This is a genomic window from Sporosarcina sp. P32b, assembly GCF_002743335.1.
Lineage (GTDB): Bacteria > Bacillota > Bacilli > Bacillales_A > Planococcaceae > Sporosarcina.
Window position 1 is genome coordinate 39530 of the sequence record NZ_PDZB01000003.1, and the last position, 25344, is coordinate 64873.

Annotated in this window: 26 protein-coding genes; 18 read left to right on the plus strand and 8 right to left on the minus strand. The window is 40.0% G+C overall.

All coding sequences use genetic code 11. The features are described from left to right. Positions 1 to 80: 80 nt before the first annotated feature. Entirely contained in the window at positions 81 to 698 is a 618-nt protein-coding gene (locus CSV64_RS03315; protein ID WP_099632785.1) for a hypothetical protein, read from the minus strand. Positions 699 to 1582: 884 nt separating this feature from the next. Between CSV64_RS03315 and CSV64_RS03325 the strand changes: the two genes are divergently transcribed. The 3 genes from CSV64_RS03325 to CSV64_RS03330 all read left to right on the plus strand — a co-directional run bounded on the left by CSV64_RS03325 (position 1583) and on the right by CSV64_RS03330 (position 2439). Beyond that, positions 1583 to 1795: a hypothetical protein gene (locus CSV64_RS03325; protein ID WP_099632786.1), complete on the plus strand. Its 213-nt coding sequence runs from the start codon at positions 1583 to 1585 to the stop codon at positions 1793 to 1795. Positions 1796 to 1849: 54 nt separating this feature from the next. Beyond that, on the plus strand, positions 1850 to 2017 hold the full coding sequence (locus CSV64_RS16595) for a hypothetical protein (protein WP_158232971.1): 168 nt from the start codon (positions 1850 to 1852) through the stop codon (positions 2015 to 2017). 134 nt (positions 2018 to 2151) lie between these two features. Beyond that, positions 2152 to 2439, plus strand: a complete 288-nt coding sequence (locus CSV64_RS03330; protein WP_369823453.1) for a hypothetical protein — start codon at positions 2152 to 2154, stop codon at positions 2437 to 2439. Here CSV64_RS03330 and CSV64_RS03335 read toward each other — a convergent pair. Continuing rightward, positions 2436 to 3269, minus strand: coding sequence for a 3'-5' exonuclease (locus CSV64_RS03335; RefSeq protein ID WP_158232972.1), 834 nt, complete (start codon positions 3267 to 3269; stop codon positions 2436 to 2438). The genes CSV64_RS03330 and CSV64_RS03335 overlap by 4 nt on opposite strands. A gap of 99 nt (positions 3270 to 3368) precedes the next feature. Next, on the minus strand, positions 3369 to 3578 hold the full coding sequence (locus tag CSV64_RS03340; protein ID WP_099632788.1) for a helix-turn-helix domain-containing protein: 210 nt from the start codon (positions 3576 to 3578) through the stop codon (positions 3369 to 3371). Positions 3579 to 3755: 177 nt separating this feature from the next. On the opposite strand from CSV64_RS03340, the gene CSV64_RS03345 reads away from it, so the two are divergent. Beyond that, on the plus strand, positions 3756 to 4493 hold the full coding sequence (locus CSV64_RS03345; protein ID WP_233190363.1) for a helix-turn-helix domain-containing protein: 738 nt from the start codon (positions 3756 to 3758) through the stop codon (positions 4491 to 4493). A 377-nt stretch (positions 4494 to 4870) separates the two neighbouring features. On the opposite strand, the gene rpsD is transcribed toward CSV64_RS03345, so the two are convergent. Then, positions 4871 to 5473 carry a 30S ribosomal protein S4 gene (gene rpsD, locus CSV64_RS03350; protein WP_099632789.1) on the minus strand — a complete coding sequence of 201 codons (603 nt, stop codon included), beginning with the start codon at positions 5471 to 5473 and terminating at the stop codon, positions 4871 to 4873. 367 nt (positions 5474 to 5840) lie between these two features. Between rpsD and megL the strand changes: the two genes are divergently transcribed. Beyond that, positions 5841 to 7031, plus strand: a complete 1191-nt coding sequence (gene megL, locus CSV64_RS03355; RefSeq protein ID WP_099632790.1) for a methionine gamma-lyase — start codon at positions 5841 to 5843, stop codon at positions 7029 to 7031. Between the two features lie 426 nt (positions 7032 to 7457). After that, entirely contained in the window at positions 7458 to 8606 is a 1149-nt protein-coding gene (locus tag CSV64_RS03360; protein WP_099632791.1) for a baeRF3 domain-containing protein, read from the plus strand. A 43-nt stretch (positions 8607 to 8649) separates the two neighbouring features. Here CSV64_RS03360 and CSV64_RS03365 read toward each other — a convergent pair whose 3' ends face one another. Next, positions 8650 to 9030: a carboxymuconolactone decarboxylase family protein gene (locus CSV64_RS03365; protein ID WP_369823454.1), complete on the minus strand. Its 381-nt coding sequence runs from the start codon at positions 9028 to 9030 to the stop codon at positions 8650 to 8652. Positions 9031 to 9252: 222 nt separating this feature from the next. Between CSV64_RS03365 and CSV64_RS03370 the strand changes: the two genes are divergently transcribed. After that, on the plus strand, positions 9253 to 9570 hold the full coding sequence (locus CSV64_RS03370) for a YflT domain-containing protein (protein ID WP_099632792.1): 318 nt from the start codon (positions 9253 to 9255) through the stop codon (positions 9568 to 9570). 87 nt (positions 9571 to 9657) lie between these two features. On the opposite strand, the gene CSV64_RS03375 is transcribed toward CSV64_RS03370, so the two are convergent. Beyond that, complete coding sequence (locus CSV64_RS03375; protein WP_099632793.1) at positions 9658 to 10461, minus strand: S1C family serine protease; 804 nt, start codon at positions 10459 to 10461, stop codon at positions 9658 to 9660. Positions 10462 to 10641: 180 nt separating this feature from the next. Here CSV64_RS03375 and CSV64_RS03380 point away from each other — a divergent pair, with 180 nt between their 5' ends. The 6 genes from CSV64_RS03380 to mbcS all read left to right on the plus strand — a co-directional run bounded on the left by CSV64_RS03380 (position 10642) and on the right by mbcS (position 19220). Further along, entirely contained in the window at positions 10642 to 12594 is a 1953-nt protein-coding gene (locus CSV64_RS03380) for a flagellar assembly protein A (RefSeq protein WP_158232973.1), read from the plus strand. A gap of 205 nt (positions 12595 to 12799) precedes the next feature. Beyond that, positions 12800 to 14491 carry a septation ring formation regulator EzrA gene (ezrA, locus tag CSV64_RS03385; protein WP_099632795.1) on the plus strand — a complete coding sequence of 564 codons (1692 nt, stop codon included), beginning with the start codon at positions 12800 to 12802 and terminating at the stop codon, positions 14489 to 14491. Between the two features lie 74 nt (positions 14492 to 14565). Beyond that, positions 14566 to 15699, plus strand: coding sequence for a cysteine desulfurase family protein (locus tag CSV64_RS03390; protein ID WP_099632796.1), 1134 nt, complete (start codon positions 14566 to 14568; stop codon positions 15697 to 15699). Next, the gene (gene thiI / locus CSV64_RS03395) at positions 15696 to 16898 is read left to right on the plus strand and encodes a tRNA uracil 4-sulfurtransferase ThiI (protein ID WP_099632797.1); all 1203 of its coding nucleotides are present in this window, start codon (positions 15696 to 15698) and stop codon (positions 16896 to 16898) included. Before CSV64_RS03390 ends, thiI begins: the two co-directional genes overlap by 4 nt. A 76-nt stretch (positions 16899 to 16974) precedes the next feature. After that, positions 16975 to 17178, plus strand: coding sequence for an alpha/beta-type small acid-soluble spore protein (locus CSV64_RS03400; RefSeq protein ID WP_085426568.1), 204 nt, complete (start codon positions 16975 to 16977; stop codon positions 17176 to 17178). Between the two features lie 464 nt (positions 17179 to 17642). Continuing rightward, the gene (gene mbcS, locus CSV64_RS03405) at positions 17643 to 19220 is read left to right on the plus strand and encodes an acyl-CoA synthetase MbcS (protein ID WP_099632798.1); all 1578 of its coding nucleotides are present in this window, start codon (positions 17643 to 17645) and stop codon (positions 19218 to 19220) included. 75 nt (positions 19221 to 19295) lie between these two features. On the opposite strand, the gene CSV64_RS03410 is transcribed toward mbcS, so the two are convergent. Then, entirely contained in the window at positions 19296 to 20096 is an 801-nt protein-coding gene (locus CSV64_RS03410; protein WP_099632799.1) for an NAD kinase, read from the minus strand. A gap of 105 nt (positions 20097 to 20201) precedes the next feature. Here CSV64_RS03410 and sppA point away from each other — a divergent pair, with 105 nt between their 5' ends. The 5 genes from sppA (at position 20202) to CSV64_RS03435 (ending at position 24645) form a co-directional block, all read left to right on the plus strand. Next, positions 20202 to 21206, plus strand: coding sequence for a signal peptide peptidase SppA (sppA, locus tag CSV64_RS03415; RefSeq protein ID WP_099632800.1), 1005 nt, complete (start codon positions 20202 to 20204; stop codon positions 21204 to 21206). A 17-nt stretch (positions 21207 to 21223) separates the two neighbouring features. After that, positions 21224 to 21769 (plus strand): RDD family protein, encoded by a 546-nt coding sequence (locus CSV64_RS03420; RefSeq protein ID WP_233190364.1) that lies wholly within the window; start codon positions 21224 to 21226, stop codon positions 21767 to 21769. 28 nt (positions 21770 to 21797) lie between these two features. Continuing rightward, positions 21798 to 22301, plus strand: coding sequence for a thiol peroxidase (gene tpx / locus CSV64_RS03425; protein ID WP_099632802.1), 504 nt, complete (start codon positions 21798 to 21800; stop codon positions 22299 to 22301). Positions 22302 to 22352: 51 nt separating this feature from the next. Further along, entirely contained in the window at positions 22353 to 23270 is a 918-nt protein-coding gene (locus CSV64_RS03430; protein WP_099632803.1) for a class I SAM-dependent methyltransferase, read from the plus strand. 148 nt (positions 23271 to 23418) lie between these two features. After that, positions 23419 to 24645 (plus strand): acetate kinase, encoded by a 1227-nt coding sequence (locus CSV64_RS03435; RefSeq protein ID WP_099632804.1) that lies wholly within the window; start codon positions 23419 to 23421, stop codon positions 24643 to 24645. A 177-nt stretch (positions 24646 to 24822) separates the two neighbouring features. Here CSV64_RS03435 and CSV64_RS03440 read toward each other — a convergent pair whose 3' ends face one another. Continuing rightward, positions 24823 to 25278 (minus strand): universal stress protein, encoded by a 456-nt coding sequence (locus CSV64_RS03440; protein WP_099632805.1) that lies wholly within the window; start codon positions 25276 to 25278, stop codon positions 24823 to 24825. Between the last annotated feature and the right edge of the window lie 66 nt (positions 25279 to 25344).

The following is a 25344-nucleotide window of genomic DNA, read 5'->3' on the forward strand; positions in this document are numbered from 1 at the left end:
ATTGCAGCACTGCGCTGCGTCATTTGTTGTCCTCTTTTTTATTTTAAAAAAGAAGAGGTGAAAAAAATTTGATTTCATCATTATTGTTCTATCGATTCTTGCACTTGTTTCCTCGATCTTTGTATTGCTATCCACTCTTCATCGCTAAGTGTTATCACTTTTGAGTAATGCTTAAAGTATTTCCTTGTTGAAGCATATGGATTCTTTCTAAGAGTCTTAATAGCAAATTTGATGTCAACAATAAAAGTTTTTGTGGCCGGATGAACTAACGTTTCAAATCTCTTAAAACTATTTGCTGGAACAAGACCGTAATTCGAATCTAAAGGGTTGAAATGAGATATTGTATTTTCCATTTCGTTTATTGCGAGTAATTGATCACTCTGAAATTCAGGACGAATAGCATATTTATAAAATCCGGGAAGTAGATCCTTTGTGAGTCCATCATACAGTGAAATATCAAAAAAACCAATATCCTTCGGAGACATATTTATTATCTTAACGACTATAAACACTGATGTGGTTTGATTCGGAAATACGAGCTCTTTATCAAAGTTTTCAACTCTATCAATTAACCCTAGATTTTCAATAGTAACATCTAACCTTTTTCTGTTTATCCATAGGGTGAAAAAAGAAATGAATAATGATACACAAGAAATCAATAATGCAATAACTTTTACATCCAATAAAAACGTAAACAAATGAATTCATCCTTTTCAAATATAATTATCAATTTTTCTCGTCGTTACAATTATTTTACACAAAAATGATGTTTTAGCACACAGAGAGGGACTCAAATGGTTCGAAGTCGTACTAGGCTGAGTTAAAGTGATACTAATTCTGTTCAAAGTAATTCAAAAAACAACAAAACGGTGCAAATAAGAGGGAAAACGAAAATTTAACGATAGGGAACTGGCTGATTTAATGGGAGTTAATCGAGACACATACAGGCGTGGATCAAGTGGAGCAATTCGGAGAAAATAAAAGGGGGAATCGGCATGACAGAAAAGCAAATCTAGCAGATTTTAAAGGACTATCACTGGATGATTAATTCGGTAAAGGTGATGCTTGAGAATCTACAAGATGCAGGCGGTAAATTAATTGCACAATATGGAATTGAAGCGGCTATGCCGAAAGCTCAAGGTGGATCTAGTGACACTGTTTACACAGAAGTAGTCAGACAGTCTAAACAATTCAAAACGATTGAGGGATTTGAAAACAAAATCATACTGATTCAGAAACATATTCACGGGATTCAAGACGTGCGAGAGAAGGAAGTATTGCATTGGATTTTTAGAGGGGGAAAGTGTACTCATGGATTGCTAGACATATGGGATTATTACATACACATATCAAACGATTGTTTTCTTCTATCGCGAAGCAATTGGTTCAGGATGTTCAAAACGTTCAAAAGTGCATATAGTTCAGTAGTTTGCATATGGAGAGAAAATTTTTATAGTCTGAGGTGGGGTGGGGGTTGCAATCCACTAACTATAAACCTTAAGACCTTCCCTGTACATAATGTGTAATGAAATAGAGGATTACCAACTTCCATGGCGAAGAATATCGATAGGGGGGTGAGTGGATGAGAAAAGCAATTATGAAAAATCCTGAAGACTCATTGGAAAAAGTGGCTAATTCAACTTTTGCAGTAAAGGTACACCACAAAGGTCAAGACCATCCAGTGAAAATCGAAATAAACAATTATACTTACGCTGACGTTTTTGATGCAATATTGGAGCGGTATAATCATGACTTGGATTATATTGATAAGTTAACAATTGAAGTTGTTCGATGAATGGCATCTCTTCGGAGGTGCTTTTTCTATGCCTAAAAATAAAGGAATGACATCATGGAAAAAGTTACTTTCAACGCACATATCACTAATATGCATATATTCGTAGGTGATCCGTACTCTAGCATGACTATAGATTACGAAGTCAATGCAGAGATATACAGTAAACTACAAGACATGTTGATGGAAGGTAAGCGTCTAGAAATTACGATACATGAGAAATAATAGTGTTGTATAGTTTAGGTTTGAACTTATCAGGCGTCCTTGCGAGGGTGTCTTCTTTATTACAAACAAACGAAGTGACTAACATAATAGGGTGTTGAAAATTAATGGATTACGAGGAGGCGGAAGTGATGTAAATGACAAATTGGGAAGAGATTCAAAGAGATTGGGAAACATCGAAGATTACGCTGACTGCATTAGCAGAAAAGCATGATGTGAAACTAGGAACATTGAAAAGTAGAAAAAGTCGTGAAGCTTGGGTAAAAGGTTCATCCAAGAAAGATGCAACTATAAATAAAAAGGTTGCAACCCCGTCGAAAAGGATGCAACCGAAAAAGAAGGATAAAGAGCCTGTTGTTGAGTCGGATAACCTGACTGATAAAGGAGTCGCTTTTTTAGTTGTTCAAATATGGCAAGTGTCTTAATTCTCTACCAAACTTTCCTCGTAACAATATTTATACAATTCCCCAGCTACATAACAATCATGCAAAGCTTCGTGAGATGATAAATGATTCAGTTTTAAAAAACTTTTTAATGTTTCCAATTTATGGTTTTTAGTAAAATCTATATGTCTACGCGACAATGGAAGAGTATCAATTGCTCGGAATTTACGATATTCGATATGATTAATCTGCATTTGCGCTAACAAAAATTTCATGTCGAACGTTGCGTTATGAGCAATAATTACATCATCACCGATAAAATTAATTAACTTCGGCAAAACTTTTTCTATCGTTGGAGAGTCGATTACGTCAACATTTTTAATTCCGTTTATTTTTGTAATAAAGTCAGGAATCGGAATTAATGGGTTTACAAATGTAACAAACTCATCTGTTTTCTCTAAATCTCGATACCTCACGGCTGCTACTTGTATAATACTATCGTTTTCAGCAGAAAGACCTGTTGTCTCAAAATCTAAAACCGTGTAGTCTTTCACCAGTTTCCTCGCTTTTGTGTACTCATAATTAATATCAACAGAATTCTGTTCAACTATTTTAGGCGATTTAGAAATCTCCACATTTTTTTGTAATATTGGTTCCTCTTTTTGTGATATTTGTTCCTCGTAAGGAAGCTTGTGGTTTAGCGGTAAATTATTTTTTTTATTGATAATCATTCTCTTGATTTCTTTTCGTATTCTTAATATACAAAATATCAAGGCTGGAAATAAAGAAAGATATCCTGTTAACGACGCTAATATGAAGCAAGTTAAAATTAACCAAAATGACTCGTACCACTTTACTTTCCCAACATACATAGTAAATACCTCCTTTATGTTAGTTCTATGGTACTGCATTCTTTGCACTTTGGCTATACTAAGACGAAAAACATAAATAACTTAAATTAGTCATCTACTTTAAAACTTACGTCCGTCTACCAAAACAAAATGCGCTTCATATTTAGCCCCTAATGATTCCGCAATTTCCACAAGTTCATTCTCACTAAAATTATCTCGTTTTAATTTGTTGGATATGTTCGACTGCGAGGTACCAAGCATTTCAGCGAGTTTTGCAGCAGTCACATCCCGCTCAACCATTAATAATTTGATTTTCTTCGCCATTCCCATAATCGTAACCCCACCTTTTTATTATTTATTATTACTATTATAACTTATATATTCACCTAAATTAAATAATTATTCACTTTTAAGTATATTTACATTTACTTGTTCGCTTTTTAGTTGTATATTTTTATTAAAAAGTGAATTAATTTCAATAAAAAGTGAAAAAACAAGGTGAAGACAATGGCGTTCGAATATTTAGCACAGTACAAAACATTTGTATCAGTAACAGAAATGGACAAGAGTGTTGAAGACCATATTTCTGCACACTATTTTTATCTAACTGAATCAGAGCGTGCCATCGTTTTTGCTATCGCTACACGTTCCTTAATGTATCCAGGAGCATCACACTTAAAAGCTTCCACAATTGCAGAATCATTGGAGATCAGCACGAAGACAGTCTACCGCGGCGTTAAGAAGTTGGCTGAATTAGGTATCATCGAAAAGGTACCAGGCGCGAAACTTAACAGGATAAAAGGTGCCAGCATTTATATAATACTCCCATCTGTCCCGTCGGAAGTGTCTCAACGAGGGACAGACGATGAAGTTAGTAACGACGCTGTTAGACTTCCACAATCTGAAACTCAATCTTTTAATTCTTTTAATCTTTTAAGTTCTAAACAAGCAAATAATATTATAAGAGGTGGCGAGCAATTAGCATTAGAATCTGAAAACAAAAAAGCATTCATGAATGAGTGGCAAGTAATGTTGTACGACTTATTCTATTCACTACCATTGAAAAATGAATTGAAGGCTCAGCTGCATAAATTTGTATTGGCAACTGAAATAAATAATGTGAAAGATTTTGTTCGTGCTAAGGATGTTTTGTTTAATATCATAAAGGATATTAACAGTGGAGTGCTTACAGTTATCCAGCACGTTACGCGCCGTGTTTGTGGGAGCGCATCAAAAGGCAAATGAGCGACTGGAAAAGACGTCATATAAATCTTCAGCTGTGGAAGACAATGCGCCAAAAGTAAAGCTAGTACCGTTCTATAATTAGTTGATTGAGCGTGAGGGAAATTGTGTTCATTCTATTAAGACTAAACCATTAATTGAGGATTGGTTATTGTGGTAAATAAAAAGACCACTAAAAAATAGAGTGATCCATAAATAATCGGTATATTAGCCGCCTATGTTGTTTTTTTTATTAGTCCTAACTTAGCCCCAAACTAGCCGGAACTATATACTTTAACGTGCATTATTATACTTACATGAATAAATGGAAAAAAAGCCCGAAACCCTGAATTAACAAGGTTTCTAAGGCTTTTAATACTACTGTTTGCAATGCAAACTTATTAACGAGAGTAGAATTCAACGATCAATGCTTCGTTGATTTCAGCAGCTAATTCGCCGCGCTCTGGAAGGCGTACGAATGTACCTTTTTTCGTATCTTTATCGAAAGTTACGAAATCTGGAACGAAGTTGTTCACTTCTAGTGCTTCTTCGATAGCAGTCAAGTTTTGAGATTTCTCACGAAGAGAGATTTCAGAACCAGTTTTTACTGCGAATGAAGGGATGTCAACGCGCTTGCCGTCTACCAAGATGTGACCGTGGTTGACTAGCTGACGAGCTGCACGACGAGTGCGTGCAAGACCCATGCGGTACACAACGTTATCCAAGCGAGCTTCAAGAAGGATCATGAAGTTTTCACCGTGAATACCTTGCATTTTACCAGCTTTGTTGAAAAGTGTGCGGAATTGACGTTCGTTCACTCCGTACATAAAGCGTAGTTTTTGTTTTTCTTGTAATTGCATTCCGTATTCGGAAAGTTTTTTACGTTGGTTTGGACCGTGTTGTCCTGGTGCGTATGGACGCTTTTCAATTTCTTTACCAGTGCCTGTTAGTGAGATACCTAAACGGCGTGACAGTTTCCAAGATGGACCTGTATATCGAGCCATGAGAGACTCCTCCTCTGTTGGTTTTATTTTGTTGTAAAATAAGACCAGATATGTTCAATCCATCTGCCATTCTATAATCTTGCAACTTCGCCCCTGCAGCCTCGAGGTTACGTGGTGCACCTTTAAAAAGGAATAGACTGGACAAAATAGAACACATAACTGCTGCGAATATTTTACACAAAGCATAGCATACCAATTTATTGACTATTGGTCAAGCATTTCATTTTTGGAAGTTGAATTAGAGGATTTCACTTCACTTTACAAAAAGGCAGAAGATATAGCTCTTTCGTTTTTCAAACAATCGATGTACACTAGACTAAAGCGCTTTCATAATAATTTGAATACGTTATAACAAGGAGGAATCAGCATGAAAAAGAATAACAACTGGCATAAAGAGACGGCCATGATTCATGAAGGATATGACAGCAAAGATCATCAAGGAAGTCTGGCTGTGCCACTGTATCAAACCTCAACGTATGTATTTGATTCGGCTGAACAAGGAGAGCGGCGTTTTGCTGGTGAAGAAGCGGGGAATATTTATTCTCGTTTAGGAAATCCGACGGTCGCTGTGCTTGAAGAACGTATTGCCAAGATGGAAGAGGGCGCTGCGGGACTTGCATTTGCATCCGGTATGGCAGCGGTCAGTGCAGTGCTCGTTCATTTAACAAAAGCCAATGATCATGTGATTTGCTCTCGCGGAATTTATGGTTGCACATTCGGATTCTTAAAAATATTAGAAGAGAAGTATAATATTACGCATGATTTAATTTCCATGAAGACAGAACAAGAGATTGAAAAAGCGGTGAAGCCTGAGACTACATGTATATATGTAGAAACGCCAATCAATCCGACAATGGAGCTAGTTGATCTCGAAGCTGTAGTCAATGTAGCGAAGCGTCATAATTTGAAAGTGGTAGTGGACAATACATTTTGCTCGCCCTACATCCAAACACCCTTAACATTTGGCGTAGATTATGTGTTGCATAGCGCGACGAAATACATTAATGGGCACGGTGACGTGATCGCAGGGCTGCTCGTAGGTAAAGATGCAGACGACATGGCCAAACTTCGTGGTACAGTGCAAAAAGATTTCGGTGGTATCATTTCACCATTCGATGCGTGGCTGTTGTTGCGTGGGATTAAAACATTGCCTATTCGAATGGATCGACATTCGGCCAATGCTAAGATTATTTTTGACTATTTACAGAAGCATCCGAAAGTAGAAGAAGTATTTTATCCGTTTGACGATCAGCATCCGCAGTATGCGATTGCGAAGAAGCAGATGAAAACGGGTGGAGGATTGATTTCCTTTACGATTAAAGGTGGAAAAGAGGATGCGCAGAAGTTGTTGAATCATTTATCGCTCATCAAGTTGGCGGTTAGTCTAGGGGACGCAGAGACGCTCATGCAGCACCCAGCGACGATGACACACTCAGCTGTGCCGAAAGAAGATCGGGAGAAGATGGGCGTGTCGGATACGTTATTACGCTTATCTGTAGGTTTAGAGCATATGGATGACATCATGGCAGACTTAGATCAAGCGTTTGAAGCCATTTGAATTGAAAAAAGCGAGCGTCCCATATCGGGGAGCTCGCTTTTTGTAATAGGATCTCTAATGTTACGTTTGACAACGATTATATGTGTTGATTTATATAGCATGTAGATTCTGATTGGACCTCTTTTGCCGCGGTCGTGTTCTACTGGTTGTTTCCCTTAAGCAACGCAAACCCTACCTACTTTTGCGTCCTTGCGACCCTATAGTCGCGCCAGTGATGAATAAGTGTTCCGAATAAACATCTGCAGAACGCCTTTTCTTAATGTCAGATCTGTTATCAATCCCAAACAATAACTATACAGGAAATGTAATTGTTTGTCAAGGACATTCTACACTACCGAAATCGTATAGTTTACAAACAAGTGAAGAGGGAACAAGTAAAATAGAGCCTGTTGTTGTATACAGGAAATTATTATTGGAGGGATTAGGATGAACGTAGAGATTGTAAACGAATTTCCCCATGAGTTTTTGATGGAGCAAGCGGAGACATGTATTTCCATTTATCAGCCGACCCACCGGTATCGACCTGAAAATCAACAAGACCCGATCAGATTTAAAAACTTATTACAGAAAGTGCATGAAGAGTTATCTAAAAAACACTCGGCGAATGAAGTGAAGAGTCTATTGGCTCCGCTAGAGAAACTAGAAGGCGAGCGTCCATTCTGGGCACACGCAGGAGATGGACTGGCCTTATTTGCGACGAAAGATCGCATCATAGCCTATCGACTGCAACGTCCTGTCCCTGAATTGGCGATTGTGTCAGATAGTTTCCATATTAAACCGCTTATTCGCGTATTCCAATCTGCAGACCGCTATCATTTACTTGGCGTCAATAGACAAGAGTTCAAACTTTTTGAAGGGAATCGCTATGGTATAGAGGAAGTAGAGATCCCTGAGGAATTGGCGAAAACGAAGGACGAAGCAATTGGCGATCAAGTGACGGAGTCCTATTTAGGTACTGGTAACGCGGGTGGAGCTTCTGGAACTGCGATGATGCATGGACATGGCGGTAAAAAAGATGAAATCGATATCGATATTGAACGTTATTTCCGATACGTCGATCGAACGGTGGCAGAACATTACTCTAAACCGATGGATCTTCCTTTATATTTAGTAACACTTTCTGAATATCAGACGCAGTTCAAAGAGCTTAGCCATAATCCACACTTGCAAGCGGAGGGAATTAAGTCCGATTTCGATGCTTTGAGTTTAGAACAATTACGTAAACAAGCATGGGAATTAGTAGAGCCGACGTATTTGCAGAAAACAAAAGATTTAGTAGAGAACTTTGAAAATGCCAAAGCGAGCGATCAAGGTTCTGGAAACATCGAAGAAATTGCTAAAGCGGCTAGTGAGGACCGTATTAGACGACTTGTATTGGAAGACGGTTTTCAGTACCCAGGTAAAATCAATCTAGAAACGGGAGAAATTCAGACGAACAATCTGGAAGAATCCACAGTGGATGATGTACTGGACGACTTAGCAGAAACCGTCTTTAAAACGGGAGGAGAAGTCGTAGTTCTTCCGAAAGAACGGATGCCTGTTGAAACGGGTGCAGCTGCAATTTATAGATGGTAAGAAAAAATCCGGCCTAGAGAATTCTCTAGGCCGGATTTTGCTGTCATTTTTCTTGTTCCAGTATTTCTTTAGCTGCAGTCAACGCAGTTTGTACACGTGGAAATCCAACATACGGAATGAGTTGCATCATACTTTCTACGATTTCCGTTGTAGTTAAACCCACCGTCAATCCACGCTTTACATGCGTTTGAATTTGTGTAGTTGCTCCTTGTGTGACGAGTGAAGCGAGAGTTACCAATTGTCTTTGTTTACTGTCGAGTCCTGGACGTGAATAAATCTCACCATACGCGAACTCCACTATGTACTTCCGTAAATCCGGAGCCAGTTCTTTTAATGCATCAGCTGTCATCATGCGTTCGGCTTCTTCTTCACTCACATATTCCCTGATTTTGACTAAACCTGCTTCAATACGTTCTGTTGACAATGAAATAGCCCCCTATTTTTTATTTAAATATAAAGAAAGTATAGCATATTCCGACTATTACGTTGTTTTTCTTTCTAAAAATTACGTAGTTCTTATCAGTTTAAAACAGAATAATGGTTCTAAGGATGTGAAATTCAACATTATTGTTTAAGGAGTGTCGAGAATAGGTATAGATGAATAGAACAAAAAAACAAAACAAGTATATGTGGAGGTTATGATAAAATGGATAAGTTTTTCCTAGAGAACGCAGTGCAAGCTAAAAAGAAGATTGAAGAATTGGTGACACAAGGCTATACGCATGATGAGATTTATGTTTTCGCACATAGTGAAGATCGTGAAGACAAAATTTCAGACGCATTAGATTCAGAGCAAGTAGGTATGGCGGAGATGGGCTTCCTTGAAACAATGAAGAACATGTTCACATCTCGCGGTGATACATTGCGCGCGCAGATGGAAGCTGTAGGTCTTTCAAAGGCAGAAGCTGAAGAAGGCGAAAGCGAACTAGACAAAGGTAGACTATTATTAGTTGCAAAAAAATAAGATAGTCAACAAACCGGTCAAAGGATTCCGTTCCTTTGACCGGTTTTATTTTTGTATACATAACGAGTAGAACAGTTTCTCTATCACTTACTTCTCTTCAGTAGCAATGGCCGCGTAATAAGCATCTACAGGAATGAACAACCCGACTTTCCCGTGCGTCTCCTCATCTAACGTAGCAAACACAATGCCAATCACTTTACCTTTTTCATTAATAACTGGACTCCCACTATTACCTCTATAAACAGGTGCCTTGATCATGACGACCGGAATATCCCAATCGGCTAGCTGTTTGTAGTCAATTGTGTGACCTTTATTTGCTATTCCTGAAAAGCTCAAAGGATTTCCGATAAACGTAATGGGCTCGTGATCATAAAAGGTCGTTTCTTCCGCTAAAGTTAAGTGAGGAAGATTCGTTCCGTTCACTTCAAGTACCGCAAGATCGATGTCTGGAAACACTTTTGTGACATCTGCGGTAAATCGTTCGCCTTTAGGGAAAGAGACGATCATGGATTCATTTCCTTCTACTACATGATAATTCGTAATAATCGTACCTTGTTCATTAATAGAAAAACCTGTACCTTTAGTATTTTCTGTAGCTACGACAACTACTGCTTCTTTATATTCGGCTATTTGTGGATCTGAAGATAACTCTGACGATGCTTTTAGAAACTCCAATGCTGGAATGGAGTATATCTGAAAGACAATGGCGAACGTGCTAAGAGCTAAAGTAGTTGCCATGATCCAGAACATCCACTTAGGGAAAGGACGATAGGTGCGTCGGACATTTTTTTCAGCAGCTGCTTTTTCTAATGCTTCCCGCTGTGCTTCGAGTACGAGATCTTGTAGTTCATCATCATCCAAATCTTCTTGATACGGATCTTTGCTATCCACTGGTCCCACCTCTTTCTCGTACATAGTTTACCAGATAATGAATGCAAAGAAAGCTAACCGAGTTTTCGTTATAAGAAGACTTATACGAGGTTTAAGAAGTCAGAAAATATAGTTAAAAAGAATCTATTCTATGCTATACTATATATGAAGATAAAGAACTACATAGATGGAGGTGGAAATATGACCAGATCCATTACAACGCAAGCTGAAACGGTAGGAGAGGCGATTAATGAAGCGCTTGAAATTCTGCAATTGACGATGGACGAAGTTCACATCCATGTAAAACGGCCTGCGGGCACATCGATGTTTGGACTGAAAAGAATCTTAGCAGAAGTAACAATTAGTGAAAAGGAAAAATCAAATAGTAAACAGCAAGAGCCAGAAGAAATTCCTGCGGGTGTCCGTATTCGCAATGGACGTTTAGAAGCCCGATTCGGTAAACAAACCTACCCGATTATTGTGCCTTCACTTGGAGTCGAACTGCTGATCAACGGAATCCAATGTACAGATCGGACCGTCTTATTACCGACAGATAGCATGGAGTGTGAGGCAGTTACCGAAGAAGTGAGTGCTCAACTCGTCATACAACTGAATGACGACCAGATGATTGCGACTGCCATAGTGACTCCTGGGAAAAGAATCACACGTACATTGGAGAATACGTCTTGGGAACAAGTTCTCAAAATCCAGGCAACCGAAAAAGTAGATGTAAGCAATGAGTTGACAACCGATTTATTAGTAGAAGAACTGCATGCAATAGGGGTTGATACTTCGTATATGTCTATGAATGGTATTCTGCAAGCCGTGAATACGCAGGAGTACGCAGAGTTTGTTGTCGCCCAAGGAGTTTCTCCTATTGAAAGCCAGGATGCTCGGCTCGACATTCATTTGAATTTCAAAAAACAAGAAGATGATGATCATGAAGCACCCATTGATTTCCGCGAACATAACTTTATTCCGACTGTGAAAGCCGGTCAGCTGATTGCTACATATATCCCAGCGGTGCAAGGGGTCAGCGGCATGAATGTTCTAGGGAAAACGTATAAAGTGAAACCGCCCAAAGATATTATTATCCGTCCTGGTACTACTGTAGATAGTGTACTGCATAAGCTATATGCGAAAATTGATGGAAGGCCAGTTATTGAGTGGCGGGGGAAGCTGGCTAAGATTTATGTGAATCGGGAATATCGGCATGCTGCAGATATGAGCTTGGAAAGTGGCAATATTCATTTCGAGGGAGATGTATGGGTTGGTGGGAGTGTTCATCCATCGATGTCTATTGCAGCTTCAGGGTTGATCACGATTATGAGGAATTGCACAAAGGCCTCCATTCGCGGAACCAAGTCTGTATGCATTCAAGGTAGTATTTTTTCATCCACTGTCACAGTAGGTGTAGAGGAAAAGGTTATTACGATGATGGTCAATGATTTGAAAGAAGTTCTCGCTTACTTACGCAATATCGATTCAGCACTTGTTCAAATCTTTGCATTACGTGGCGAGAAACCTGAAGAAGTAGCGCCCTTTATATTGAAACAAGTCATTCATTTATTATTGGAGCAAAAGTATGCGGAGTTCACAGAAATGAATCGACACTTTATCCAATTAGTGAAAAATCAAACGAAACGACTGGATCAAGAGTGGCTAGATCTGGCTGACCGTTTGTATCAGTTATTTGTCGACCCGCTGAGAGAAGAACAAACGAATATTTTGTATTTACGTAAATTGATTAAGGAAGCCAATCAATTAATAGAAATGTATAGCGAAGACATTCGTCCAGAATCCGTATTACAAGCTGCCTTCGCATTAAATAGTATTTTATATAGTAATGGAGATATCCATATCCGCTCGAAAGGTGTCTATAATTGTTCCATCACGGCGCTCCATGATATTACGATTAAAGGAGTGTGTCGTGGCGGCGAAGTCATTGCAGGTAGGAATATTGAATTGGATGAAACCGGCTCAAGTGCTGGCGTGAAGACATTCATTCAGACGAATGAAGAAGGGATCATACAAATTACAAAAGCGCATCCTGGGACATTGATTCAAATCGGTTTGCAACGTCATGAATTCTTGCAGATTCGTCAGCAAGTCACAGCAAAATTAAATGAGGATGGTCTTTTATCCATTTTATAAATGAATTGTTCGCAGAATTTGTAAGAAAAGAATATGAAAATACAAGAATTTCTCTTGAAATATCCTAGGATGTGATAAAAAGTTCGTTGTTTTTTAAAAAAGATGTGAATAGAAGACGAAAATGCTTTAAACATGTTACGATATACTATAATATCTAAAGTAGTCACTTTATGCGCGAAGTGTGGGATAGGGGGATCATAGTGAGATGATATACGTCATCATTCCATTAGTTATCATCATTGTTTTAACAGTGATGGCATTTCTGTCTAGGCGAAAGCATATACAAGAAATCAGTGAAATGGAACAAGAAAAATTACAAATTCAAAACGAGCCAATATTCGAAGAAATGACGAAAGTAAAGCAGTTGAACATGACCGGCGAAACAGAAGAAATGTTCGAGAGATGGCGCAATAATTGGACAGAAGTAGTAGATGATCGCCTTCATAATGTAGATATGCTTTTACTGGATGCTGAAGGGCAAGTGGATCGTTTCCGCTTTAAGAAAGCAACGGAAACAGAAAAACAAATCCGCGAAATCTTGAACGAATGTGAAAAAGAAATGCGAACGATCTTGCAGGAACTAAACGAACTGATTGGCAGTGAAGAAAGAAATCGGTTCGAAATAGAAACGGTAAAAGAACACCACCGTGCCGCGCGCAAAAAGATCTTAGCTCATCAGTACGCATTTGGACCAGCAGTGGAGCCTTTAGAAAAAGAGTGGGAATCCTTCAATCCAAGATTTGAAGAATACGATGCTCTTATTGAAAATGGTAACTACTTACAAGCGCGTGAAATTGTCATTGTACTAGGTGCAAAAGAAGAACACTTTTCGTTTTTACTTGATGAGATTCCTGCATTACTTAATGAGCTGCAGACGAAAATCCCAGCGGCTTTGCGAGAATTGCGTAAAGGAATTATCGAAATGGAAGGTCAAGAGTATTACTTAGGACACTTGAAAATGCCTTCACGTTTCGACAAGATCGAACAGCAAATTGCGGATCTTCGACAGTTATTAGCGCGTTTGGATGTGGAAGAAGTAGCAGCGGAAGTGAATGAAATTCATGATGAAATCGAATCGTTCTACGACGTATTGGAAGAGGAAGTTAGTTCCCGTCATTACGTAGATGAGCATTTGGATCAAATGTTGGATCTGTTTGAAGAACTTCAATATGCGATTCCAGATACGATCGAAGAAGTGAAATTCGTTCAACAAAGTTACCGTCTTGATGAAAATGAAGTCGTTATTCCACAAATGGCATTGCAAAAGTTGAACGCATTGGCGAAACGAATTGAAATATTCATCGAACGTCAAGATGCCAAAAACTTGGCTTACTCCGCTCAACAAATTGAGTTGCAAGAGCTAGTGGAAGAATTGGATTCAATTTCTGAAGCACATGCTAAGTTCAGTAACCGTATCAAAAATCTTCGCATTGACGAAAATCTGGTACGCTCCCGTATTGTGACACTTGCACAACAACTTCAAATTGCGGATCGTAATTTACACCGTGCCAATATCCCGGGAATTCCGGATGATATGGAAGTACAGCTTGAAGAAGCGGACGAACAAATATTTATTGTGAAACAAAGTTTGGAAGAAGTGCCACTTAATATGGCATTGGTTGAATCATATGTTCAAAAAGCAGATACAGTAGTTACAGATGTTTGTGCGAAAGCTGCAGACATGATTGAAAACGCGTTGCTTGTTGAACGAATCATCCAATACGGTAACCGTTACCGTGCGTCTCATCCGGAAGTTCACACTAAATTGTTGAAAGCTGAAGAGTCCTTCATGCAATGTCGCTACTTGAGAGCATTGGAAGAAGCAGGTACTGCGGTTGAAGAAGTGGAACCAGGAGCTTTGAAAAAAATTCAAGGCATGATTCAAGTGAAAGTATAACTATATTCCGACAAAGCCACCGGTTTTCCGGTGGCTTTGTTTCGCTCATTCATATAGAAAGGAGAGGATTACTTATGTATTTTGATCATAGCGCCACAACTAAGCCAGATGAAAGAGTTCTTCGCACCTTTATGGATGCATCTACGTCGTATTTTGCCAATCCCGCATCTCTTCATGCGGAAGGAAAACGTACAGAGAAGTTATTAGAACGTGCGCGCACTCAACTGCTGGCAACGATCGGACTAGGCCTGACAGAAGGAATTTTCACTTCAGGCGGAACAGAATCCAATAATCTTGCCATACTAGGTTATGTATACGCCAATCAACATAAAGGTCGTCATCTACTCACGACAAGTATTGAACATCCTTCTGTATTGAATGTTTTTCAAGAACTGGAAAAGCAGAACTTCACTGTGGATTATTTAGCTGTAGATGAAGAAGGAAGAATTTCATTGGACGAACTCCAAGAAAAGTTGCAAAGAGATACGATTTTAGTTAGTATCATGCATGTTAACAATGAAATAGGGACACTTCAGCCGATTGAAGAATGTGCAAAAATCATCCATTCTTCTTCACGCGCCATGTTCCATTCTGATTGTGTGCAGAGCTTTGGGAAATTTCCGCTTACTGATTTCACGGAGGGACCTGATCTTGTTTCATTATCCGCTCATAAAATTTATGGAATTAAAAATAGTGGGTTTTTAGCTTATCGTAAAAATATTCGACTGCAACCAATGGTCTTTGGAGGCGGGCAAGAACATAAATTGCGCAGTGGAACCGTTTCGGTACCGCATGCGGCAGCACTTGCGAAAGCTGCTCGTTTACTCGTCGAAGAAGTGGATATGCAGGAGTTCCAACAATGGCGGAATGATCTGGTCGAGTTCTTCTCGGAAATAGATGAATGCAAAGTATTGGCGCCAAACGCAAGTGCCCCGTATATACTATCCGTCGCATTTGCACATATTACAGGAGAAATTGCGATTAATTTCCTACAACAACAAGGATTGATCGTCTCGACTTCCAGTGCGTGTTCGTCAAAGAATTCGGATGTAAGCCATGTGATTGAAGCGATTCATGTACCTCAAGAGTTCGAAAAAGGTGTTATCAGAATTAGCTTAGGTAAGAGTCAAACAATAGAAGAAATCGAACAATTGAAAGTAGCGGTTCGACAATTAGTCGAGCTGATTAGAAAAGGAGTGGGGAAATGAACTGGAATACCATTTTAATTCGATATGGTGAAATGTCGCTTAAAGGGAAAAATAAGAGTAAATTTATCCGTAAACTGAAAGCGAATATAAAGGCAGCTTTGTCCGATTTAGGAACAGTTACGATGCGTGCAGAACGTGACCGGATGTTCATTTATACAGAAAAACCTGAAGAACTGGATCGTGCAGTGGAAATATTACCGTCGATTTTTGGCATTCAATCATTCAGTCCGATTGTGATTTGTGAACCTACATTAGAAGACATCAAAGAAACTTCATTAAAAGTTCTTGGTAAAACGGAGACTGCTGGCAAGACGTTTAAAGTAGATGTTAAACGTGCAGACAAACGTTTCCCACTCAATACAGGAGAATTGCAACAAGAATTAGGCGGTCACGTATTAAGAGTGTTCCCTGATTTAATTGTTCAAATGAAGAAGCCTGAAATTTTATTATATGTAGAGATCCAGCACGAAGCAGCTTATATCTCTTCACACACCTATAAAGGTGCAGGTGGCATGCCAGTTGGCTCTAATGGCCACTCGTTACTGTTGTTATCGGGAGGAATAGACAGTCCAGTTGCAGGCTATATGATGATGAAACGCGGTGTGTCTTTTGATGCCATTCACTTTGCTAGTCCACCGTTCACAAGTGATTTAGCGATAGAGAAAGTAGAAGACATTGTCAGACAGCTAACAAAATTCGGGGCAGTTATTCGCTTGCACGTCATTCCGTTTACCGAGTTGCAGCAAACGATTGTGAAACAAGTTCCAAGCAATTTGTCCATGACGACTACAAGAAGAATGATGATGAAAGTTGCCGAACAAGTACGTAAAGACACGAATACTCTTGGTTTGATCACAGGTGACAGCCTTGGACAAGTAGCGAGTCAGACACTCGAGAGTTTAACAACTATTAACGAAGTGACGAATACACCGATTTTGCGTCCGCTGATCGCAATGGACAAATTAGAAATCATTGAGATCGCGCAAAAAATTGGTACATACGATATTTCCATACGTCCATACGACGATTGCTGTACCGTATTCACACCACCGAGCAATAAAACGAAGCCGCAAGTGGAAAAAGTTGCGTACTACGAAAGCTTCCAGGAGTTTGACGACATGGTAGCAGAAGTAGCTAGTCAACGGGTTACGACGATCCCGAGCAAACAAACAGAAGAAGATTTCGAAGACTTGTTGTAAGAAAAAATTACCTATCACCTTCCTTGCATGATATTTTGAAAAATGACCATTCTAATGTCACAAGGAGGTGAACGACATGCCAAACAACAACAACTCGAACCAATTGTTAGTTCCCGGAGTACAACAAGCTCTTAACCAGATGAAGGAAGAAATTGCTTCTGAATTTGGAGTACAACTTGGACCAGACTCAACATCGCGTGCCAACGGATCCGTCGGCGGAGAAATTACAAAGCGATTAGTGCGTCAGGCTCAGTCACAAATGAACGGTTATACTAAGTAAATCGTAAGACACGGGATGCCTCAGAAGCCATAGCGCTTCTTGGGGCATCTTTTTTAACTGCTTTAAGTTCAAGGTCAAAGTGGGACAGATTTTGTAAGTTTAAAGTGAGTACGAGGGGATGGATATGGATCGCGTATTGGCGTTAGTATGTGATCGGTTGTTGTGTTTTAAACTTTTTTGTTACAAGATCAAATTCAAGTAACCACAATCCCAACTTCAATGCACAATGAAAAGTATTACCTGCTTACATTGCAGGGATTTATACGCAGGAAAGTGTCCCCTCCGGAGCATAAATACCCTCGGGTTTTCCCGTTAAGCCTTTCCTCTTCCTTCATTCCTTCACCATGTTAAAAGAACTCATACTATACCTTTCCAAAGAGTAAAATGGAAAAAAGTATATAATGTTTTGAAATTTCGCCATTCTATTTGTATACTTGTAGTATTACATAAAAGGGGGAATGGAAATGAACCGAGAAGAACTACTTGCGCCAGCTCGTTACAATATTGTTTCGGAATTCGAAAAGTATGCAACGGGTGATGGTAGAAAAGCATTAATTTATGTAGATGCGCAAAATCAAGAACACGAAGTAACATACGATGAACTCATCCTAGCCGCTAACCGTACAGCGAACGTGCTGACATCGACTGGCTTGAAAAAAGGGGATGTAGTGCTAGTCATGGTACCGCGTATGATTGAAGCGTATGTGACATATATTGCTGCACTAAAGGCAGGACTTGTTGTGATCCCTAGTTCTGAAATGCTTCGTTCCTCCGAAATTGAATATCGAATTGAGCACAGTAACGCAAAAGCAATTATTGCATTTGACGCGTTCACCGATCAACTGGAACATGTAGAAAATCTAGATAAAGTGACAGTTTATATTATCGGGGAAGCAAAAGAAGGGGAAGTATCCCTGACTGAGCAAGAAAAAAATGCATCGTCCGAATTTACAGCTTGTGATACCGCTAGTGATGATATGGCGTTTCTATCGTATACGTCTGGAACGACAGGCAAACCTAAAGGTGTAGTGCATACACATGGTTGGGGATACGCGCACTTGCGAACCACTGCACCGAACTGGTTAGGGATTGAAGAACATGACATTGTGTGGGCTACAGCGGCACCAGGCTGGCAGAAGTGGATTTGGACACCATTCTTATCTGTTCTAGGAAGCGGTGCGATAGGTTTCGTTTATAGTGGCAAATTCAACGTAGACAAATATTTGCAATTCTTGGATGACTATCAAGTGAGTGTTCTATGTTGTACGCCGACTGAATACCGATTTATCGCAAAAGCGGAGAATTTGGACAAGTTTTCATTAGCTTCTCTAAAAAGTGCCGTCTCAGCAGGAGAGCCATTAAATCGTGGAATCATTGATATTTTTGAGAAACAGTTCTCGCTTTCTGTACGAGATGGCTATGGGCAAACAGAGAACACGCTGCTAGTCGGTACGATGATTGGAATGGAACCACGTCCTGGATCAATGGGCAAACCAACACCAGGGAATATCGTCGATGTCATTACTGATGAAGGAAAACCGGCAGACGTAGGTGTAGTGGGAGATATTGCGGTTCATAAATCAACGCCAGCACTTTTCCAAGAATATTTAAATGATCCAGAACGCACGAGAATGCAATTTAGAGGGGATTATTATATTACGGGTGACCGTGCTAAAAAAGATGAAGACGGCTATTTCTGGTTTGAGGGCCGAGGCGATGATATCATTGTGAGCTCAGGTTATACGATTGGACCTTTCGAAGTGGAAGATGCGTTGATCAAGCATCCTGCAGTTCGTGAGTGCGCAGTAGTAGCAAGCCCTGATCCTGAACGCGGAAATATCGTCAAGGCGTTTGTTGTCTTGCGTGACAATGCGACAGAATCAACTGAAAAACTTGTAAAAGAGTTGCAAAACCATGTCAAAGAACTGACGGCACCTTATAAATATCCACGTAAGATTGAGTTTTTAGAAGAGTTGCCAAAAACATCTTCAGGAAAAATCATGCGTGTTGAATTGCGCAAAAAAGAACAAAATCAAAATTGACGTTGTCGTAAGGCTATAAAAAGGACTGTCAAGAGTCGTTTTGTACCGACATTTGACAGTCCTTTTCATTTTATTTTAAAAGAACGTACGTTGGACTTTCTCGAAGAATGAGTTATCTAGAAGTTTAGCGGTGCGAATGACTTTATTGCTGAGTCGCGCTTCTACTTTTTCTACTTGTTTAATACCGAGTGCTTCGTTATCTGCTGCAATGGAAGGGAATTCATTGCCTTCTTGTTGGATATTGAGCGTCAACGTTCGTTCATTGCTTAGGATGAACGACGTGCCGAGTGTGCGGTAGCGATTATTATTAACTGATGCGAGTTCTGTCACTTGGAAAGAAGGAAGTCGCGGATCAATTACGGCGCCCTTAACGGATTTATTATACGCCGTACTGCCAGTTGGCGTAGAGATGATCATGCCGTCGCCAAGAAACGTTTCGAACAATAAATCATCGATGTAAATATCCATGACAAATGTACGGATGATTGTGGAACGTATGCTGAATTCATTCAGGCAGAAGAACGGGTTCTGCTGATTGATCGTTACTTCGAGAAGTGGATAATGACGTTCTTCAATTGTGGATTGCTGTAAAGTTTCTGTTAGGCGACTGATATCATCGTATTTGAAATCACAATATACACCGTGTGCTCCTTTTACAGATGTTCCGAGATATAGAACATCCTGACGGAAATCCGTTTTACGAACCGCTTGAAGGAATGTGCCGTCACTGCCGATACTAATGACTACGGTCGCTTCGGTATGGTCTTCAGTTAATTTGAAGCCTTCGTTTTTAAGGCGTTGGGCAATGAAATGTTTTTTATGTACGGTGTCTTCATCCAAACGGCTGAAGAGAAAGATAGTATGTAGGGAATTCATTTGAATCATCTCCTTATTCAGTTAATAGAATAAGTGTAGCATGAATGAAACATTTGGACGATGAGGAACGTATAGGTAGATGTGGACAAAGGAGGAACTTTAATTATGAATGCAAAAAGATGGATTGCCGTAGCGGTAACTGCCACATTGATTATTGTGTCGGTAGGTATTAACGCGATGTCATGGGTTTTCACGAGAGATTGGAACAGTTTCGTCAATGAAATCAATTTAATGGAGACGCAAGTGCAAGAAACAGTAGTAGAAGAAGGAAGTGTCAATGAGCGAATTGCGGTATTGACAGTAGATGGCGTCATTCAAGATGTTGGGGAAGCTACAATTTTCAGTGGAGCAGAGTACAACCACAAGCAGTTCTTGACACAGTTGAATGAATTATCGAATGACGACACGGTGAAAGGAATTGTCCTTTCTGTCAACTCACCAGGTGGCGGTGTATTGGAGTCATCTGATATTTATGATGCGATTACAGAAATTCAGGAATCGAAAGAAATTCCAGTCTACGTGGCGATGGGCGGTATGGCGGCTTCAGGAGGCTATTATATTTCAGCTCCTGCCGATAAAATTTATGTTCATCCTGAAACATTGACTGGTTCGATTGGTGTCATTATGCAATCGATTAACTACGGAAAATTGGCTGAGAAATACGGTGTGGAATTCCCGACGATCAAGTCTGGACCATATAAAGACATGATGAGCCCGACACGTGACATGAAACCTGAAGAACGTGCAATGCTACAGGAAATGATTGATGATTCGTATAAACGCTTCGTTGATATTATTGTAGAGGGACGCGGTATGTCTGAAGCAGCTGTCCGTAAAGTAGCGGATGGACGTGTCATGAATGGTCGTCAAGCGATTGAAGCGGGACTTGCGGATGATTATGGTAAGCTACCAAGTGTTATTTCTGCAATGAAAGAAGATTATCACTTAGAAAAAGCAGAAGTATTCGAATATGGAATGCCTACTAATTTGAAAGCGATTCTGTCCATGAAAGCGCATGATGTATTCAATGGAGATGTCGAATCACAAATTATGAAAAAATTACTGACTGAAAATACAGCACCACGCATGATGTATTTATACGGTGAATAACAAGGAGGGAAACGATAATGACGAATGAACTGCTAGATACGCAACCAACCGTGCGACTTGAACAGACGCTCGTGCCAAAGTATGCAGGCTTCTGGATCAGACTGTGGGCATTTTTAATCGACATGCTGATTCTTTCGGCTGTTAGCGGCATCTTTGTCAAGCCGGTGTTCCGCGTGCTCGATATTGCGATCACCAAGCCCTCTGCCTTTTTATTCAGCCCGTATAAAGTGACAGCACTTGTCTTGTTATTGTTGTATTTTATCTTGATGACGAAAATAGCGGGGCAAACTATAGGGAAAATGATTATGGGCATTCGAGTGATGAAAACAAACGGCGAGAAGTTAAGCTTTAGTTCCGTTATCTTTAGAGAAGGTTTCGGCCGTTTCATTTCACAAATGCTATGGATTCCGTATTTGCTAGTGTTGTTCTTACCACAAAAGAAAGCACTTCATGATGTTTTCGCTGACACGGTTGTGGTTCATGAACGAACATTTGAGAGAAAAGAAGTACAGAAAATCATTCACCCTGAACACCATCAGTTGCATGATGACCCTACAGTTTAGTACACTAGCTTAAAAGGAGTGGTTAGTTATGGTACAAGTTACATTCAAAGATAATCCGATTCATCTATTAGGTTCAGAGGTGAAAGTAGGAGATCAGGCACCAAGCTTCACAGTGCTTGCGAATGATTTGAATCCTGTTACACTTGACGATTCAAAAGGTAAAGTACGTTTGATCAGTGTTGTGCCTTCTGTTGATACAGGTGTATGTTCCATCCAGACTAAGCGTTTCAACGACGAAGCAACTTCACTCGGTGAGGATGTGGAAGTCATGACGATTTCTTGCGATCTTCCGTTTGCACAAGGGCGTTGGAAAGAAAATGAGAACGTAGAGAATTTACACTTATATTCCGATCATCGTGATCTTTCATTCGGTAAAGCGTTTGGTACGGCGATTGAGGAATTACGATTATTGACTCGTTCTATCTTCGTTGTCGATCGTGATGACAAAGTCACATATGTTGAATATGTGAGTGAAGCGACAGACCACCCAGATTATGATGCAGCAATCAAAGCAGTAAAAGAATTGAATTAATTAAAAAACCCACCTGAACAAGAGGTGGGTTTCTTCTTGGAGGAATTTCAAATGAACAACATGGAAAAAGTTTTTACGTATTACGACAATCATGCGGCGGCTACTGAAGGATTGTATTTGGATGCGGTGTTGGAAGCTAGTGAAAAGTGGCTCGATCAACCGTCAGCGGTAGACTTACAAGATCCAGATAAAGAGGAAATTCGTAAAGGCATTCAACTAGCCTTATTAAAAGGATTGAAGCAGTCCACACAAGCTCATCACCAAATGACTCCTGATACAATTGGCTTTTTGATGGGCTATCTAGTCAATAAATTACTAGACTCAACTCAGCCCGTCACGTTATTGGATCCCGCAGCAGGAACAGGGAACTTGTTGTTTACAGTATTGAATCAATACAAAGGTTCCGCTTCTGCCAGTGCAGTTGAAATCGATGATGTGTTGATCCAAATTGCTGTGGCGACAGCCAATTTATTGGAGTTGCCGGTATCATTTTATTTACAAGACGCGCTTCGTCCGTTACCTATTGATGTAGTCGATGCGGTAGTGAGTGACTTACCTGTAGGCTATTATCCTGACGATGAAGTCGCTTTGGATTATGAACTAATGGCACCTGAAGGCCATGCATTCTCTCATTATTTATATATTGAGCAATCTATGCGCTACGTGAAGCCGGGTGGTTATGGATTATTCATCGTTCCTTCGAAGTTGTTGACTGCTGAAGGGGCAGAACCCATTTTGAATTTTGTCAAAGAACATAAATTATTGAGAGGCTTGCTTGAATTGCCTTCTTCATTATTTGCGGATCAGCGTTTCGCGAAAAGTATTTTATTATTACAACAACCGCCAAATGAAAACTTTGTCTTGCCGGACGTATTGTTAGCGAAAATACCTGAGCTTGGCAATACAACCGCTATGCAAAAGTTCTTCGATAAACTTAGTGCATGGATGGATGAAGAAGAGGAGGAGTGACGAAAAGTCACTTCTCTTCTTTTTTAATTCGTGCATATATTAGCGGAAAGATAGTACAGATCCATGAATTCCATTGCTTTTAAAATTGTTAGATACTATAATAAATTCAAACGTTCTACGACGTAATTATTTTAAGGGGTGGGTATTTATGCCGAAGATTTTGTCGATAAATGCAGGCAGTTCTTCTTTGAAGTTTCAATTGATTGAAATGACGAACGAAGAAGAAATTACTAAGGGGTTATTCGAGCGAATTGGTTTAGAAAAATCGGTTTTCACAATGGCAACTGCCGAAAAGAAAATCGAAAAAGTAGTAGATGTTACAGATCACTCGATGGCAGTTGAGATGCTTTTGGAGCACTTACTCAGTGAGGGAGTCGTTTCATCCTATGATGAGATTGACGGAATCGGTCACCGTGTTGTTCATGGGGGAGAACTTTATAGTGACTCAGTATTAATTACAGATGAAGTGGTCGAGAGACTTGAAGAAATTTCAAGCTTCGCACCTTTGCATAATCCAGCAAACATTGTAGGAATTAAAGCTTTTGAGAAAGCGCTGCCAAACACACCTTCAGTTGCAATCTTTGATACAGCATTTCACCAGACGATGCCTGAAAAAGCATTTTTGTATGCGTTACCATATGAATACTATGAAAAATACGGGATTCGTAAATACGGTTTCCACGGGACGAGCCATAAATACGTAACGGAGCGTGCTGCAAAGATTTTGAATAGACCACTTGAAGATACACGTCTAATCTCTTGTCACTTAGGTAACGGCGCGAGTATCGCAGCAGTTAAAGGTGGTAAGTCAGTAGACACGTCTATGGGCTTCACTCCGTTAGCAGGAGTAATTATGGGCACGCGGTCAGGTAATATTGATCCGGCTCTTATTCCGTATATGATGGAGCGTACGAATGAATCAGCTGAAGAAGTCGTCAACACGTTAAATAAAAAATCAGGACTACTTGGAATCAGTGGATTTTCAAGTGACTTGCGCGATATTACGGAAGCTGCAGAACAAGGCAACCACCGTGCGCAATTGGCTCTGGACGTCTTCACAGATCGTATCCACCAACACATCGGTCAATACGCAGCTGGAATGGGTGGAGTGGATGCAATCATCTTCACAGCAGGGATTGGCGAGAATAGTGCAATCGTTCGTGAAAAAGTAATGAACGGATTGGAATTCATGGGTGTCTACTTTGACCCAAGCCTTAACAACATCCGCGGTGAAGAAGCATATATCAGCTTCCCGCATTCACCAGTCAAAGTACTGATCATCCCAACAAACGAAGAAATCATGCTAGCGCGCGACACTGTGCGCATCGCGGAAATTCCAGTACCAGTAGAAGCAGAGAAAGTAGCAGTTAAATAAATCACACAAAATCCCGACCGTCAGAATTCTGACAGTCGGGATTTTTTAAGAAATCGTAAAAGCATTACTTGAAACGTTGAACAACGGCGTCTACCGCCAACTCTTGATAGGCAAGAATAAAAAAGACTGCCACAAGAAATCGAATGAACGACTCCTTGGACAGTCTGTAGTTACTCATTAGCCTTGTAGATGTTCCGGTGTACGTACAACTAGTACATCACATTTCGCAGAACGCACGATATTCTCGGAAACACTTCCGATTAAGAAACGTTCTACACGGTTTAGACCTGTAGCACCACAGATAATTAAATCTGCATTAAGTTTCTTAGCGATATCGCGTGGGATCAACGTCTTAGGAGAACCGTATTCTACGTGGATCTCCACATTTGCAACGCCCGCTGCGACAGCTTCATTACGATAATCGGTTAACAACTCTTCAGCGTATTTCTGCGCACGCTCAGCGATTGAACGATCATACGCTTCAACTGCTGCGTAAGAACGTGTATCAATAATATTGATCAAGTGAAGAGTTGCGTCGTTACGATCTGCAATGGCGATCGCTTTCTTGAAAGCCCATTTCGCCTCATCTGAACCATCCACGGCTACGATGATGTCTTTGTAAGTAAGTGCCATAATTACCACTCCATCCTTAAAATTAAATTCTTTCTACACTATTCTTATTCTACGTAGTTTTATGAT

Coding starts and splice junctions, on each gene's coding strand:
- megL (WP_099632790.1), top strand. CDS start 5,841: ATGAAAAAGAATAACAACTGGCATAAAGAGACGGCCATGATTCATGAA.
- rpsD (WP_099632789.1), bottom strand. CDS start 5,473: ATGGCTCGATATACAGGTCCATCTTGGAAACTGTCACGCCGTTTAGGT.
- ezrA (WP_099632795.1), top strand. CDS start 12,800: ATGATATACGTCATCATTCCATTAGTTATCATCATTGTTTTAACAGTG.
- sppA (WP_099632800.1), top strand. CDS start 20,202: ATGAATGCAAAAAGATGGATTGCCGTAGCGGTAACTGCCACATTGATT.
- CSV64_RS03410 (WP_099632799.1), bottom strand. CDS start 20,096: ATGAATTCCCTACATACTATCTTTCTCTTCAGCCGTTTGGATGAAGAC.
- CSV64_RS03440 (WP_099632805.1), bottom strand. CDS start 25,278: ATGGCACTTACTTACAAAGACATCATCGTAGCCGTGGATGGTTCAGAT.
- CSV64_RS03400 (WP_085426568.1), top strand. CDS start 16,975: ATGCCAAACAACAACAACTCGAACCAATTGTTAGTTCCCGGAGTACAA.
- thiI (WP_099632797.1), top strand. CDS start 15,696: ATGAACTGGAATACCATTTTAATTCGATATGGTGAAATGTCGCTTAAA.
- tpx (WP_099632802.1), top strand. CDS start 21,798: ATGGTACAAGTTACATTCAAAGATAATCCGATTCATCTATTAGGTTCA.
- CSV64_RS03420 (WP_233190364.1), top strand. CDS start 21,224: ATGACGAATGAACTGCTAGATACGCAACCAACCGTGCGACTTGAACAG.
- CSV64_RS03390 (WP_099632796.1), top strand. CDS start 14,566: ATGTATTTTGATCATAGCGCCACAACTAAGCCAGATGAAAGAGTTCTT.
- CSV64_RS03340 (WP_099632788.1), bottom strand. CDS start 3,578: ATGGGAATGGCGAAGAAAATCAAATTATTAATGGTTGAGCGGGATGTG.
- CSV64_RS03370 (WP_099632792.1), top strand. CDS start 9,253: ATGGATAAGTTTTTCCTAGAGAACGCAGTGCAAGCTAAAAAGAAGATT.
- CSV64_RS16595 (WP_158232971.1), top strand. CDS start 1,850: ATGGAAAAAGTTACTTTCAACGCACATATCACTAATATGCATATATTC.
- CSV64_RS03360 (WP_099632791.1), top strand. CDS start 7,458: ATGAACGTAGAGATTGTAAACGAATTTCCCCATGAGTTTTTGATGGAG.
- CSV64_RS03335 (WP_158232972.1), bottom strand. CDS start 3,269: ATGTATGTTGGGAAAGTAAAGTGGTACGAGTCATTTTGGTTAATTTTA.
- mbcS (WP_099632798.1), top strand. CDS start 17,643: ATGAACCGAGAAGAACTACTTGCGCCAGCTCGTTACAATATTGTTTCG.
- CSV64_RS03330 (WP_369823453.1), top strand. CDS start 2,152: ATGACAAATTGGGAAGAGATTCAAAGAGATTGGGAAACATCGAAGATT.
- CSV64_RS03430 (WP_099632803.1), top strand. CDS start 22,353: ATGAACAACATGGAAAAAGTTTTTACGTATTACGACAATCATGCGGCG.
- CSV64_RS03345 (WP_233190363.1), top strand. CDS start 3,756: ATGGCGTTCGAATATTTAGCACAGTACAAAACATTTGTATCAGTAACA.
- CSV64_RS03380 (WP_158232973.1), top strand. CDS start 10,642: ATGACCAGATCCATTACAACGCAAGCTGAAACGGTAGGAGAGGCGATT.
- CSV64_RS03435 (WP_099632804.1), top strand. CDS start 23,419: ATGCCGAAGATTTTGTCGATAAATGCAGGCAGTTCTTCTTTGAAGTTT.
- CSV64_RS03325 (WP_099632786.1), top strand. CDS start 1,583: ATGAGAAAAGCAATTATGAAAAATCCTGAAGACTCATTGGAAAAAGTG.